Annotated in this window: 13 protein-coding genes; 5 read left to right on the top strand and 8 right to left on the bottom strand. The window is 60.7% G+C overall.

Annotated elements, in window-relative coordinates; genetic code table 11:
• Positions 1-3: 3 nt before the first annotated feature.
• Complete coding sequence (locus tag Q0X18_RS06060; RefSeq protein ID WP_297559771.1) at positions 4-117, bottom strand: cytochrome c oxidase subunit 2A; 114 nt, start codon at positions 115-117, stop codon at positions 4-6.
• 216 nt (positions 118-333) lie between these two features.
• On the opposite strand from Q0X18_RS06060, the gene tkt reads away from it, so the two are divergent.
• Genes tkt through Q0X18_RS06045 form a run of 3 tightly spaced genes read left to right on the top strand, consistent with a single transcriptional unit; the run spans position 334 to position 3,443 of the window.
• Positions 334-2,295: a transketolase gene (tkt, locus tag Q0X18_RS06055; protein WP_297559769.1), complete on the top strand. Its 1,962-nt coding sequence runs from the start codon at positions 334-336 to the stop codon at positions 2,293-2,295.
• Positions 2,296-2,487, top strand: coding sequence for a hypothetical protein (locus Q0X18_RS06050; protein ID WP_297559767.1), 192 nt, complete (start codon positions 2,296-2,298; stop codon positions 2,485-2,487).
• Positions 2,488-2,528: 41 nt separating this feature from the next.
• Positions 2,529-3,443 carry a quinate 5-dehydrogenase gene (locus Q0X18_RS06045; protein WP_297559766.1) on the top strand — a complete coding sequence of 305 codons (915 nt, stop codon included), beginning with the start codon at positions 2,529-2,531 and terminating at the stop codon, positions 3,441-3,443.
• Here the strand turns inward: Q0X18_RS06045 and Q0X18_RS06040 are convergent.
• Together Q0X18_RS06040 and Q0X18_RS06035 are read right to left on the bottom strand one after the other, a co-directional pair.
• Entirely contained in the window at positions 3,423-7,151 is a 3,729-nt protein-coding gene (locus Q0X18_RS06040; protein WP_297559764.1) for an alpha-amylase family glycosyl hydrolase, read from the bottom strand. The genes Q0X18_RS06045 and Q0X18_RS06040 overlap by 21 nt on opposite strands.
• Before the next feature lie 185 nt (positions 7,152-7,336).
• The gene (locus Q0X18_RS06035) at positions 7,337-8,572 is read right to left on the bottom strand and encodes an aminopeptidase (protein ID WP_297559763.1); all 1,236 of its coding nucleotides are present in this window, start codon (positions 8,570-8,572) and stop codon (positions 7,337-7,339) included.
• 118 nt (positions 8,573-8,690) lie between these two features.
• Between Q0X18_RS06035 and Q0X18_RS06030 the strand changes: the two genes are divergently transcribed.
• Positions 8,691-9,128: a type II toxin-antitoxin system RatA family toxin gene (locus tag Q0X18_RS06030; RefSeq protein WP_297559762.1), complete on the top strand. Its 438-nt coding sequence runs from the start codon at positions 8,691-8,693 to the stop codon at positions 9,126-9,128.
• Between the two features lie 138 nt (positions 9,129-9,266).
• Positions 9,267-10,712, top strand: coding sequence for a cysteine--tRNA ligase (gene cysS / locus Q0X18_RS06025; protein WP_297559761.1), 1,446 nt, complete (start codon positions 9,267-9,269; stop codon positions 10,710-10,712).
• On the opposite strand, the gene Q0X18_RS06020 is transcribed toward cysS, so the two are convergent.
• The 5 genes from Q0X18_RS06020 to Q0X18_RS06000 all read right to left on the bottom strand — a co-directional run bounded on the left by Q0X18_RS06020 (position 10,709) and on the right by Q0X18_RS06000 (position 14,450).
• Positions 10,709-11,395, bottom strand: coding sequence for a DsbA family protein (locus Q0X18_RS06020; RefSeq protein WP_297559759.1), 687 nt, complete (start codon positions 11,393-11,395; stop codon positions 10,709-10,711). The genes cysS and Q0X18_RS06020 overlap by 4 nt on opposite strands.
• 82 nt (positions 11,396-11,477) lie before the next feature.
• Complete coding sequence (gene speE / locus Q0X18_RS06015; protein ID WP_297559756.1) at positions 11,478-12,416, bottom strand: polyamine aminopropyltransferase; 939 nt, start codon at positions 12,414-12,416, stop codon at positions 11,478-11,480.
• Between the two features lie 89 nt (positions 12,417-12,505).
• Complete coding sequence (locus Q0X18_RS06010) at positions 12,506-12,910, bottom strand: S-adenosylmethionine decarboxylase family protein (RefSeq protein ID WP_297559754.1); 405 nt, start codon at positions 12,908-12,910, stop codon at positions 12,506-12,508.
• Between the two features lie 76 nt (positions 12,911-12,986).
• Positions 12,987-13,493: a hypothetical protein gene (locus Q0X18_RS06005; protein WP_297559752.1), complete on the bottom strand. Its 507-nt coding sequence runs from the start codon at positions 13,491-13,493 to the stop codon at positions 12,987-12,989.
• 141 nt (positions 13,494-13,634) lie between these two features.
• Positions 13,635-14,450: an HAD family hydrolase gene (locus tag Q0X18_RS06000; protein WP_297559749.1), complete on the bottom strand. Its 816-nt coding sequence runs from the start codon at positions 14,448-14,450 to the stop codon at positions 13,635-13,637.
• Between the last annotated feature and the right edge of the window lies 1 nt (position 14,451).

Below are 14,451 nucleotides of genomic sequence, written 5' to 3'. Positions count from 1 at the left end.
ACCTTATCCCCTTGCAAGGTACATGAAGAAGTGGAAAAACCAAAAGGCCAGGATAAAGACCGTGACCACACCGACAACCAACAAAGCTCCAATGGGTCGTTGTTCTTTTTCTTCCATAGGACTGCGTCCCCCTTTGCGGGAGTCTAAGAACTTGGTTAGAGGACATGTGTCCCAGGGAAAAATGTCCCCTTGACTGGATTCAAAAATTCCAAAAACTCGAAGAGGTTGTCCTTTTGAAACGCTTTTTGACGGGGTTGTTTCGCTAACGCTCGAGGATTAAAACGCCCCGCACACACTCGGTAAAAAGACCTCAAAACGGTATGATTGCTGGGTATGACCCAGATACCCCCCATTGCAAAAGCTTCCATTGATGCCATCCGCATGCTGGCCCTGGACGCGGTTGAGCAGGCCAAGTCCGGCCACCCTGGGATGCCGATGGGCATGGCCCCGGCGGCGTATGTGCTGTGGACGGAGTTTCTGAAGCACAACCCCAAAGACCCCCACTGGCCGGCTCGAGACCGCTTTGTGCTCTCGGCGGGGCATGGTTCGATGCTGCTCTATGCCCTGCTGCACCTGACCGGCTACGATCTGCCCATTGAAGAACTCAAACGCTTCCGTCAGTGGGGTTCCAAGACCCCCGGGCACCCCGAGTACGGCCACACCCCCGGCGTCGAGGTGACCACCGGGCCCCTGGGGCAGGGCATCTCGACCGCCGTTGGCATAGCCATTGCCGAGCGCAAGCTGGTGGCCGAGTTCGGCGAAATTGCCGAACACTACACCTACGTCATTGCCTCGGACGGCGACCTGATGGAGGGGGTGAGCGCCGAGGCCTCCTCGCTGGCCGGGCACCTGCGGCTGGGCAAGCTGATTGTGCTCTACGACGACAACGAGATCTCCATCGACGGCAGTACTGCGCTGGCCTTTACCGAGGACCGCCTTAAGCGCTACGAGGCCTACGGCTGGCACGTGGTATCGGGGGTGCACGGGGAAGACCTCGAGGCTATCCGGGCTGCCCTGCGCGAAGCCCAGGCCGACCCCCGCCCCAGCCTGATCTCGGTGCGCTCGATTATTGGCTTTGGCTCGCCCCTGGCAGGCCACCACAAAGCCCACTCCGACGCCATGGGACCCGAGAAGGTGGCGGCCACCCGGCAAGCTCTGGGCTGGCCGTATGCGCCTTTTGAAATACCGGAGGAGGTGTACGCTCACTACCGGCAGGCCATCGCGCGGGGCCAGCAAGCCCAGGCCGAGTGGCAGGAGAAATTGGAGGCTTTTGCCAAGTCCCACCCCGAAAAAGCCGCCGAGTTCCAGCGTCGCCTGCGTGGTGCGCTCCCGCAGGGCTGGGAAAGCCACCTCCCCAGTTTTAGCGCCGGGGAGAAGCTGGCTACCCGCGCGGCCTCGGGTAAAGTGCTGGAAAAACTGGTTCCGGTGCTGCCGGAGCTGGTGGGCGGTTCCGCCGACCTTACCCCCTCCAACAACACCCGCACCCCCGATATGACCGATTTTGGCCCCGATAACCCCGGCGGGCGGTATATCCGCTATGGGGTGCGGGAACACGCTATGGGCGCGGCCATGAACGGCATTGTCCTGAGCAGAGCGCTGCGCCCATATGGGGGCACCTTTCTGGTCTTTTCGGACTACATGCGCCCGGCCATCCGCATGGCGGCCCTGATGGGCACCCCCACCATTTTCGTTTTCACCCACGACTCGATTGCGGTAGGGGAGGACGGCCCCACCCACCAGCCCATCGAGCACGTGATGAGCCTGCGGGCCATCCCCAACCTGTGGGTGATCCGCCCCGCCGATGCCAACGAGACCGCGGCGGCCTGGAAGATGGCCCTGGCGCGCACCGACGGCCCCACAGCCCTGATCCTGACCCGCCAGGCCCTGCCGGTGCTGGCTGGGGTGCGCCTCGAGGGGGTGGAGCGCGGGGGCTACACCCTCTCCGATGTGCCAAACCCCCAGGCGGCCATTGTGGCGACCGGCTCGGAGGTAGCCCTGGCGCTGGAAGCCCAGCAACTGCTGGCCGCCGAGGGGATACCGGTGCGGGTGGTCTCGCTGCCCTGCTGGGAGGCCTTCGAGGCCCAGCCCGAGGACTACCGCCAGGCCGTTCTGCCCAAAAGCCTGCCTACCCTGTCCCTCGAGGCCGGTACGACGCTGGGCTGGGAACGCTACGCCCACAAAACGGTGGGGCTCGATCGCTTTGGCGCCAGCGCCCCCTATGCCGATGTGTACAGCAAGCTGGGCTTCACCAAGGAGCGGGTGGCCGCCGAGGTGAAGTCCCTGTTGGGGGTTTGAATGGTTCAGACGGTTCTTTCGAACCTGCCCGCGCTGCTTTTTACCCTGGCCCTGGGGGCCGCGCTGCTGGGTTTGCTGGTCTGGGTCTTGGCCGGCCAGGGCGCGGCCAGCAAGCGCACAGCGCAGATTTTGTGGGCCCTGGCGGTGGGCTTGGGGCTGGTAGGCCTGATTCGGCTGGTGGTTGCACCATGAACAGCGGAAGCGTTTTGAACTGCGATAGTAGAGTGTGAGCCATGCCCAAGCGCGTCGTGAGTGTTTCGATAGGTTCGTCCAAGCGCAACTCCAGGGCCGAGGTGTATGTAGAAAGCCTGGGGGAGACCTTTGTACTCGAGCGCATTGGCACCGATGGGAGCTGGGAGAAGGCCATCGAGCTGGTGAGGGAACTGGATGGAAAGGTAGACGCCTTTGGGCTGGGCGGGGCCGACCTCTACGTGTATGCGGGTAACCGCCGCTATACCTTCCGCGACGCTGCGCGCATGGCCCGGGCGGCCCGGAAGACCCCCATGCTGGATGGCTCGGGGCTGAAGCACACCCTCGAGCGCAACGCCATCCGGCTGCTCGAGCCCCAGATTGGCTGGAAAGACAAAAAGGTGCTCATCCCCAGTGCGGTGGATCGCTTTGGGCTGGCCGAAGCACTGGATGCTGCGGGGGCCCGGACGCTTTTTGGCGACCTGATTTTTGGCCTGGGGGTGCCCATCCCGCTTTACCGCCTCTCGCTGCTGCAAAAAATCGCCTACATTCTGCTGCCCATCATCACCCAGCTGCCCTTCCAGTGGCTTTATCCCACCGGTGAAAAGCAGGAAAAGCAGGTGCAGGACTGGCGGCAGCGCTACTTCGAGTGGGCCGACGTGGTGGCCGGGGACTGGCACTATATGCGCCGCTTCATGCCGCCCAGTATGCAGGGCAAGATCATCCTGACCAACACTACCACCCCCGAGGACATCGAGTTCATGCGGGCCCGGGGCATCGCCAAGCTGATCACCACCACCCCCCGCCTCGAGGGCCGCAGCTTCGGTACCAACGTGATGGAGGCCTTTATAGTGGCCGTGGCCGGTAAGTATCCCTTGAGCGAGGCCGATTACCTCGAGTACATCGAAAAGCTCAACCTGCGGCCCGAAATCACCGAATTACAGCCCACGCCCGGATGACCGCTGGCGCCGCAGGTAGTTTGCCAGACCCTGCTCATCGCCCCTGGCCAGGTAGGATGCCTGTTTGGCCCAGGTGCCCAGGCTGGGGGCCAGCCTTATTCCGGCCTCGGCCAGCGCCGCGCGAAGGGTGCTCTCTTTGGTTTTGGCAAGCTGGGCGTAGGTGCGGATGCCGGCGGCTTCTAAGGCTGAAGCAATCTTGGGGCCGATGCCCTTGATGCGCTCGAGGTCGTCCCCAGGGCTCCTGGCCTTGGGCTTGCTTTTGACGGCAGGTGAGGAAACCTTTGCCGAAGCCTTGCGAGGGGGGCGGGCTTTTTTAGACCGGGGTTTTTGCGCGATGGCTCGCAAATACCCCTCCACCGTAAAACCCGAGTTCAGCGCGGCCTGCTCGAGCTTTTGCTGCAGGGCTTGCCAGGTTTTGCGCAGCTTCTCGAGCTGGGCGGCGGGTTTTCTCTGTGCGAGGTACAGGGCCTGCCCCAGCTTCCCCAGGCCCTCGAGCCAGGCCTGATGGGCCTCGCGGTTGAAGTAGACCCGCTCCGCGAAGCGGTTGACCCCTAAAAAACTTTGCACGGCGGGGTCTTTCAGCAGCCTAGGCATCTGCTGGGGTAGGCGGTTTGGCTTCAGCGCTAGCTCACCCTGGGCCAGTAGCAGCCGGGTGAGGCCCACCGCACGGCGGACGGCGGCCTCCTCCAGGCCCAGCTCGCCCAGGGTCTGCTCCAGTACCCGCCCCAGCCGCCACTCCTCCAGGTGCGTCGGGCTTCCCAGGCCACGGATAAAGGCCCAGCCCAAAAGCGCGCCGCCGGTCTCCAGCGTATGTGGGCCGGCCTCGAGCACCCCCGCCAGGCCATCCAGCACCTGCTGTACCGGCAGCAAGGCCAGTTTGTGCTCGGCGTGTGCGTCAATGCCCCTATACAGCGCTAGAAGCTTTTCCTGCACCTCCGCCCGCAAAGCCCCGTCCAGCCCGCCCTGGGCGGCCAGCAGCCTGCGGAACAGGGCCGGGCTCACCAGCTCGCGGAAGGGTTGCAGGATGGGCCCCAGCCAGAGCTCCTGCCGGGCCTCGGCCACGCTGGGAACGCCGCGCCCGGAGAGCATCTGGGCCAGCCGGGCATAGGTGCCGTCGTGGTCGTAGACCTCACGCCAGTCCAGGAACACCTTGCGCTGGTAGGGGCCGAGCTCCAGGTAGAGCCCCTGCTCGTGCAGGGCCTGGTTGTTGTGCAGGTGCTCGAGGCCCGTTACCAGGTCGCGGAAGATGCTGAAGGTGCGGGCGTCGTAGCTGAGCTGCAAACCCTGCCCCAGCCCCACCCGCCGGGTCTCGCGGCCCTGTGCCGTTTTGAAGGGCTGGGCCACCGACTGCCGCACCCAGATTCGGGTTTCGGCGTTTTTGTTGTGGTACACCACCAAAGCCCGCTCGCTGTCCGCCCGATTGGAATAAACGAACACATCCTCGTTGACCGCGTCGCCGGTCTGGGCCTCGTAGAACACGAAGTTCTCTACTTCAGCAAACAGGTGGCGCTTTTTGAGCAAGGGAAAAATCTGCTGCTGGTGGTAGGCGATCAGGCCCTCGTCGGGGGTTTCGTCGTAGTAGGCCCGGCGGTACTCCATGCCGTAGCGTTCGGTGAGCCCCTCCACCTGTCCGTGGCCCAGCATGGGCAGGCCCGGCAGGGTCGCGCACAGGGTCATCACCCCGAAGTACTTGTCGCCCTTGCCAAACTGCTCGATGGCGGTTTTTTCGTCGGGGTTGTTGAGGAAGTTAACGAAGCGCTTGAGGATTTCCGGCTCGAACTCGAGCGTATTTTTCACAATCTGCCGGTACTCGGCGTTTTTCTCGTCGCGCAGCATGTTCATGAAGGCCGAGTTGTAGACCCGGTGCATGCCCAGGGTGCGCACGAAGTAGCCCTCCATCATCCAGAAAGCCTCGGCCAGCAGCAGGGTGTTGGGGGCCTCCACCGCGGCCCGATCCACCACCTCGCGCCAGAACTCCCTGGGCATGGCCCGGTCGAAGTCTTCTTTGCTCATGGCGAAGGCGGCCCGGCTGGGCACCGAGGCCCCCCAGGGCGAGCCCCCCGGCTCGGGCCACCACAGCCGCTGGATGTGGCGCTTGGCCAGGGTCATGGCCGCGTCGAAGCGGATGATGGGAAACTGCCGGGCCACGTGCAGGATGGTCTGAATCACCGCCTCGCGCACCTCGGGCAGCAGGTAGTTGAGCTGGGCGGTGTCGTTCCAGGGCATGGCGGTGCCGTCGTTGCCGTGGTAGATGTAGCGCACCTCGCCGGTCTGCCGATTAACCCATTTGAACACCACCGCCGCGTCGGTTTTGTCGTAGTAGTGGTCTTCCAGGAAGATGGCCACCCGCTCGTCGGACGACAGATCCGGCCCGTTGAAGGTGTAGCTGGGATAGGGCGGATAGGGAAGCTGGATAAACCAGTCGGGGTGCTCCATCACCCAGCGCCCGTCGATGCCCACGTGGTTGGGCACCATGTCCGAGGCCAGGCGGAGGCCGTAGCGGGCGGCTTTTTGCCGGAGCACCTCGAGGGCCTCCTCACCCCCCAGCTCTTTGGCAATCACATAGTCGTACAGCGCGTAGGCCGAGGCGATGGCGTCGGGGTTGCCCATTAGTTGCTTGATGCGCGCTGAGGCTTTGCTGCGCTCCCAAAGCCCAATGAGCCACAGGCCCGTCACCCCCCAGCTTTGCAGCTGGGCCAGCTCCTCCTCGGGAATCTGGTCGAGGGTTTTGATCTCGCGGCGGTATTTTTTGGAGAGCTGATCCAGCCAGACATAGGTGTTCTTGGCGATCAGGACGCAGCGCGGCATCCAGTCCAGGTCGGGGCTGAAGGCCTCGGGTTCGGGCTCGGAGAGGAGCCGCTGGATGTCCAGCATTTCACTTTCGCCCCCGCCCCCACCGCCCGGCCCGTCAAATTGAACCGGCGCGGCAAACGAGCGCCCCTCCTCGCGGATCACGTCGAGACCAACCAGCATTCGGTAGTAGAAGCGTCCCAGACTACCACCAAAGCGGTGCAATAAAAACTCGAGCTGGGCTTCCAGCGAATGGGGGTGCAGCAGGGCTGGGAGCCGCAGGGTTTTGAAAAGGGAGAGGCCGGTCTGGCCGAAGGCCGGCTGGCCCTCGAAGAAGGTTTCCAGGTTCTGAATGATGGGCAGATAGGCGGTGGTGCGCTCGAGCTCGTCGTCCTCGAACAATTCGGCCAGCGGACTGAAGGCCGGGTTGGCGTTGGCCATCCACAGCATCAGGAGCTCTTCCAGCAGAATCTCCCGGTTGGAGCGGCCCTCGGTGGTATCGGCCAGGTACTCGTCCAGGCTGATCTCGCCCCGGTAGACCCGGATGGGGGGGAAAAGGGCTGCAAAGGCGCGCAGGGCCTGTTCTACCGCATCGGGGCCCAGGTTGCGCTTCAGGGCCGCCAGGGCCTCCTGCATGGCGCGGGGGTGCGCTTCCAGGTACTGCCGCACGATGAGGTGCAGCAGCTCGTCAATCAGGCCCATGGCGTTGAGCTGGCCGGGGCTCACGGCTTGCTCGGGGTGGTGCAGCAGGTCGCGCCTGGCGTTGATGGCCTCGGCGAAGCGCCGGGCTGCTTCAAAGTCGGCCAGGATGACGTTGCCGCTAAGCGAAAACAGCGAAAGATCGAATCGGTAGTAGTCCCGCGCGCTCTTGGAAACGTGGAACTCAAACGCGCCCGGCAGGGTCTGATGGCCGCTCACAAAGTCCCTCCCTTCCGCCCCAAGTCTATCGCATCAGGTCAGGTGCTCATGCGCGTTTCGCGCAGTATCGTTCACTTCGGCAAGCCTAAACGATGCTATCGAAATGCTTTTCTACTCCCTTCGGTCTGTTTGAATCCTCCACCTCTGACTGCGCGTAGCGCTGAAGGATTCAAGCGGAAACGGTATCAGTCCACCCATTCGCCCTTTCGCATCAAGGGTTCGGCTTCGCCGCTCTGGGTAATCCCATCCACATCCACGTGTTCGGAGCCAATCATCCAGTCAATGTGAATCAGGCTATCGTTGGCCCCGGCGGCCAGTTTTTGTTCGGGGGATAAGCGGTGGCCGTCTTGCAGGCATTCGTCGTAGCTGGCGCCCAGGGCCAGGTGGCTGGCGGCGTTTTCGTCGTAGAGGGCTTCGTAAAAGAGCAACCCCGACTGCGCGATGGGCGAGCTATGGGGCACCAGCGCCACCTCCCCCAGCCGCCTTGCCCCTTCGTCGGTCTGGAGCAGGTGGGTCAGGATCTCCTGGCCCCGCTCGGCGTGGGCCTCGACTACCTGGCCCTGCTCGAAGCGCATCCGGAGGCCCTCGAGCAAGTTCCCGTGCAGGCTCAGGGGCTTGGTGCTTTGCACCCAACCCTCCACCCGTTCGCGGTGGGGGGTGGTAAACACCTCCTCGGTGGGCATGTTGGGTACGCAGCGGGCCCCGTTCTGGGCCCGACCGGCCCCACCCGCCCAGAGATGGCCCTCGGCCAGCCCCACCCGCAGGTCGGTGCCGGGCCCCCGGAAGTGCAGGGCGGCGTAGCGCTTGGCGTTGAGCTGCTGTACGCGGTGCTCGAGGCTGTCCAGATGGGCCTGCCAGGCCGCCACGGGGTCGGCCTGGTCTACCCGGCTTACCTTGAAGATGGCCTCCCACAGTTTCTCCATCTGCTGCTCTGGCGGCTCGCCCGGAAAAACCTTCTGGGCCCAGCGCGGAGAAGCGGCCCCAACAATGCACCAGTTGGTGGCAAACCCGCTAATCCGATCCGAGAAGGGCTTGCTGTACCGGGCCGCTGTTTGCGAAGCCTGACGGGTTAGCTCAGGGTCTTGCCCCTGTAGTATTTCGGGGTCGTCGGCCAGAATGCTCAGCCAGGCGTAGCCCTCGTCCAGCGCTTTGAGCCGGGCCTCCACCATAAAGCCTGCGTACTCCTGGAAAGAGTCCCGCGGGGCATAACGGTAGCGCGCTAGGTTGAGCTGTTCGTCGTAGAACTGGGTGACCACCAGCCTCGAGCCCGCCTTATAGGCTTCCTCCACCACCCGCCGGGTGAGCGGCAGGGCCTCGAGGTTGGCGTTGATAAAGAGCTTCTGGCCCGGTTGTAGCCCAATCCCCACCTTGACTGTTACCTCAGCCAGCCGCCGGAGTTTCTCTTCAAAATCGTGGGACATGGCTCACAGCCTACCCTATGGCCGGATGGTTTGCCTGTAATACGCATTCCGGCAGCATCGTTCACTTGATTACACCCAAAGGCGAAGAGTTCAAGCGGAACCGGTATAAACTAGCGCTATGCCAGAAGTGATCTCCGAACTCTACATTCCTAAACCCCCCAAGGAAGTCTATGCGGCGGCGCGCGACCTGGCCGGCCTCAAACCCTACCTCAAGGACGTGGAGACCCTCGAGGTGCTGGAAGACCACGGAAGCACCTCGCGCACCAAGTTTGTAGCGGTGGCGATGGGCAAAAAAGTGCACTGGATCGAGGAGGAGCGCTGGTTCGACGCCGAGCTGCGCAACGAGTTCGACAGCAAAGAGGGCGACTTTGACGTCTACCGGGGTTCCTGGACCTTCCTGCCCGAGGGCGAGGGTACCCGGGCAGTGCTGAAGCTCGAGTACGAGCTCAACATCCCCATCTTTGGCGGTTTGCTGCAAAAACTGGTCAAAAAACTCATGCAGGAAAACATAGACGACCTTTTGCGCGGCCTTAAGGAGCGCTGCACCGCGGCTTGAGGTGCTATACTCCAGCTATGTTTGCTCTCCGATGTTAAGCAGACGATCCCGCCGGGGTCATGGTGTGCCACAGGCCGCCAGCCCGGCGTTTTTCTTAGGACTGCTGCCCACAAGCTGAATATTGCTAAGGAGATAAAGATGTCCTTACAGATTTACAACACCCTCAAACGCGAAAAAGAACCTTTTGTACCCGCTACACCGGGCTACGTGGGCATCTATGTCTGCGGTCCCACGGTCTACTCCGACCCGCACCTTGGGCACGCCCGCGGCCCCATTGTCTACGACGTGCTGCGGCGCTGGCTGCGACACCAGGGCTATAAGGTGCGCTTTGTTTCCAACATCACCGACGTGGGCCACCTGACCGACGATGCCGACGAAGGGGAGGACAAAATCCAGCGGCGCGCCAAGCTCGAGCGCCTCGAGCCCATGGAAATAGCCGAGAAGTACATGTGGAGCTACTTCGACGAGATGCAGGCCCTGAACGTACTCCGTCCCGACATCAGCCCCCGGGCCGCCGGGCACATCCCCGAACAAATCGAGCTTACGGAAGCCCTGCTCGAGCGGGGGCACGCCTACGTGGTCAACGGCTCGGTCTACTTTCGGGTGAAAAGCTGGCCCGCCTTCGGCAAACTCTCCAACCGTGACATCGAGGAACAGGAGGCCGGGGCGCGGGTCGAGGTGCGCGAAGAGAAGGAAGACCCCCGCGACTTTGCCCTTTGGAAGCGGGCCGAGCCCGAGCACATCATGCGCTGGAACTCGCCCTGGGGGGTGGGGTTTCCGGGCTGGCACATCGAGTGCTCGGCCATGAGCCTCAAGTACCTGGGCGACGGCTTCGATATTCACGCTGGGGGCGTGGACTTGCAGTTCCCCCACCACGAGGCCGAAATTGCCCAGGCCGAGGCCGCTGGCCACCCTTTTGCCCGCTACTGGATGCACCATTACCACGTGCTTTTAAACGGGCAGAAAATGGCCAAGAGCACCGGCAACTTCATCACCCTGGCCGAACTCCGGGCGCGCTACGAGCCCATGTACATCCGCTTCTACCTGCTTAACAGCCACTACCGCAGCGTGCTGGACTTTACCGACGAGGGCCTCGAGGCTGCCAAGAACGGCTACCTGCGCCTGCTGAACGCCTACCGCGAGGTGCACCGGCTGCAACACACCGCTCCCCACGGCAGGCACCCAGGGCTGGAAAGGGCTGTAGAGGAGCTCGAGCTTGAGTTTGCTCGAGCCCTGGACGACGACCTGAATACCCCTCAGGCTATCGCCGCGTTCTTTAAGTTTGTCACCGAGCTTAACAAAGCCCTGGCCGAGCGGCCTGGCAAGGAAAGCCTGGCTCGAGCCGAAAAAGTCTTCAGGGAGCTGGGCGAGGGGGTGTTGGGGCTGTTTCCAGCGCGGGTGCTGGAAAACCAACTCGGTGGAGACTTGCTGGACGGCCTGGTAAAGCTGCTGCTGGAGATCCGGGAAGAAGCACGCCGAAGCCGCAATTTTGCCCTGTCGGATCGTATCCGCGAACGCCTAACCGAGCTGGGGGTGGTCGTAGAGGATACCCGCGAAGGCCCCAAGTGGAAGGTGGAAGTCTAAGGCTTGGCGGGGCTGCTGGCGCCCCCCTGGTCGCTGCCACCGGACTGGCCTGCCAGGGCCTTATCTAGAATCTCTTTCCAGCTTTCATAGGGCCGCTGACCGGTATACTTTTCCCCGTTCACAATAAAGGTGGGGGTGCCGGTCAGCCCCAGGTCGGTGGCCAGTTTCTGGTCGGCCAGAACGCCAGCCCGCTTGTTGCCCGACTTAAGGCACTGCAAGAAAGTTGCTGGTGCAACTCCGATTTGCCCGGCCAGGTCGGCGAAGTAGTTATCGAGGGCTTCTCCGCTTAGACCGGCCCACTGCATCTGAGCCCGAAAGAGCGCTTCGTGGTACTCGAGGTACAGATTGTTATCGGCCGCACAGGCAGCAGCCTCTCCAGCCCGGATGACATTTTCCTGTCCGCCAAAGGGAAAATCGCGGAATACATATCGAATTTTCCCGGTGTCTATATAGTCGCGCTTGATGAGCGGGAACACATCGTTGGCATGGTCGCGACAGTGGCCACAGAGATAGTTAGAGAAGTCCACTACAGTAACCTTGGCATCTGGGCTGCCAATTACAAAACGCGCACCGGCGACAGCATCGGTAGCGCTTGTGGTGGGCTTTGGGCGCAAGACCAGAAATAGAACGGCTGCGATGGCGATAGCCAGGATTGCAACTATGGCGAAAAGAGTCCTTTGCATGACTTAGATTCTATGCCTTTACGGTGAAAAAAAGGATGATATGGAGATTCTCCAGCAAGCTCGATACCCAGGCCTTCTGCAACTAACTGCTGACCTGGCGCGCTTCACCCTCTTCGGTGAGCCAGAAGGGCGCGGCGTCCTTCGAGACCATTTTTTCCGCTGCAATGGCTTCTCTGAGGTCTTTCGGCAAAACAAACATGGCCTCGATGAACGGCGCATCGAGGTGCTTGAGTGAAAGCTGTCGCTCCAGAATACGGGCCTCGAGTACGCCCTCGCTCAAACCTGTAATGTCCACGGCATCAGAGGCCACGATAAAACCAAAGTTGAGCATGAAACCGGGAATATAGTTACGGTAGCTACGGGTATGCTTGAAAACCTGCCGAACGGTGTTGTGTACTACCGGGTGCATTTTGTGATGAGTGAGCAGGATCATACCTGCTTGCATGGCCATCAGGCCGCCAGGATTAAGGCGGCGCTTGAGCAATTCATAAAACTCCACCGTGAAGAGCATACGGGCCGGATTATCCTCGCCGATAGGGTCGTTCAAGTCTACGATGATAACGTCGTAGGTATCGGGATGATTTTCCAGCCAGCCCCTAGCATCCTCGGTAATTACCAAAGCTCTGGGATCGTCGAAGGCCCCCTGGTGCCACTCAGGAAGCAGGGTACGGGCCATGGCTACTAGCTCATCGTCTATGTCGCACATTACGGCTTTTTCTACGCTCGGATGTCGCAAAACTTCGCGCAATGTGGCCCCTTCACCGCCGCCGACAATAAACACCGAGCGGGGGTTGGGATGAGCCAGCATAGCTGGGTGGACTAGGGTCTCGTGGTAGATGTACTCGTCTCGCTCGGTAGACTGTACGTCTTTGTCCAGCACCAGCACCTTGCCGAAACCGCCAGACTGAAAGATAAAGTAATCCTGAAATTTGGTTCGTCCAGCGGCCAGTACTTTATCCATGCGGCGATAGATGGCTTCGTAAGGCGTGACCTGCTCGAGGTAGTACATACCGTATTCCATACCGATTCCTCCAGATGTGGTTTTGGGGCGCTAAGGCCACCTTTATGGCTTCTTAGACTTCTCTGGCTGGCGGTGATAGCAACAGCTACTCACCTTACATCGCTGCGCGCTTCCTGTACACGACGCTTGATTTCATGCTCGCCTCCACGCCAAAAGCGAAAGGCCGACTCTTCCTGAGCCCCAAAGGCCCTTGCCAGGCCCCGCAACACTGCTTCGGGATCCACATCGTGCTTATAAAAATAAAGGTCGAGTGCTGCTGAGGCATTATCCTCGGGCCAGGTGTGAATCATCACCGCAGCTACAGGAGAGAGTATGGCCGCCGAAAGGCCTTGGGGATAAAACTTGTACACAGTAGACTGCACGCTTCCCGGAGGCGCTCCTAACTTGAGCACAGCATCGCGTAGCGCCAGCTCAACTAATTTGGGATTCTCCAGCACTTCCAGGTTGCAGCCGTAAATTTCGGCTACCCAACGGCCTCCAGAGATAGTTGTCACGGATGTACATGCTAACACAATTTGGAGTCCTCAACACCATTTATTTGCCTCCGGTCTGTAGAGCTGAAACTTAAACTCAAGTCGGTGTAGCAGGTGCATCGCCCTGGCCGATTTTGGTTTTATTGAGCCACTGCAATGCAAGAAAACTGTTAACAACAAGTACTGCCAATACCAGCACCCCAATGATATCTAGGGGTTCAGGGCCACCCATCAGCCAGCCAATAGAGCTTGGTGCGGGAAGGCCAGTTGTACGCGTCAATAGGTAAATTAGTGCGGTGGTGCTGCTAATTGCGAGACCCAACAGTACAAACGGTCTGGCCTGAGAACTGGAAACCGAGCCGTTGCTCATGAAGCCAAGCATCAAAATAAAAAAACCTGTAGCCATGAGCAACGCAATTCCCCATAGCATGATTTGCGCATAAAAGAAGGCTTGGGGCTGCTCGAGCAGGAGCTGATCTAATCCAATGGCCCCGCAGGGCCCTCCACCGAGTGGAGTGCCAGCCCAACCCAGCAGCTGTAACGCGAAAGGGGTAAACATGGTGATCACCAAAGCGCCGAGCCTTGGGTCGCGAATCCCAAACATAGGGTCATGGTGACACCAGTTTCGATATGAAGAAAGGGAAGAATATCCCTAGCATACCTTTTCAGAGTAGTACCTCACGGGAAGTTTTGCTCCTCGCTCCGTAGTGGATAAATCGACGCTGGGTTCGAAGAACAAAGCTAACTACAAAGAGCGCCGATTAAACCTCAGAATGTACTCGATTGCCTCGGCGAAGCCATGTTCACGAACATGGCCGGTGATGTGATCGGCAATGGCTCGAATCTCATCTACCGCATTGCCCATGGCAATACCTAAGCCAGCCTCTCGGATGGCCTCGAGGTCGTTATGACTATCACCAACCATGGCTATTTCACCGAGAGATATGCCGTAATACTCAGCTAACCAGTGCAAGCCCGTGGCTTTTGTAACGCTTTTGCGGATTACCCCAGTAATTACCTCACGGGGGCTCTTGTACTCGGCCAGGTCTATTTCTGGCATGCTTGATAGCTCAGGTCTGACGGTTTCCCATAGACTTGGGTCGCTTACAACAAACCACAGCCGTACCAGGGTTTCCTCAATCTCCTCAGCAAGGGCCGATCGGGCTTCAACGCCTGTAATTTCGATGTGTGAGAGCAGTTCCGGGGGCATCAGATCTTCCTCGTAATAGCGGCCACCTGCAGCCCCCATCAGATCGAAGGGCAATCGATACTTCCGGGCTAACCCCACCAGTTCGGTCAGGTGTGGCAACGGATGAGCAAACAGCGATTCCCCCTTGGCGTTGCACACCGAGGCACCGTCGTTGAAGACGTGTGGGCCGTTGGGTTCTAATCGTTTGGCATATAAAAGCCCATAGCCTCCCTGGGGCCGCCCTGTACACACAGCGAACCTAATGCCCTGCAAGCGTGCTTTTTCCACGGCTTCCCAGGCTGATTCAGGAACCCCCAGGCTTCGGCCTGCATAGAAGGTTCCATCGAGGTCGAGTGCGATGAGTTTGATCATG

This window comes from Meiothermus sp. (genome assembly GCF_026004075.1).
Lineage (GTDB): Bacteria > Deinococcota > Deinococci > Deinococcales > Thermaceae > Meiothermus.
Note: the sequence above shows the minus strand (reverse complement) of the source record. Positions and strands in the feature narration are given on the sequence as shown.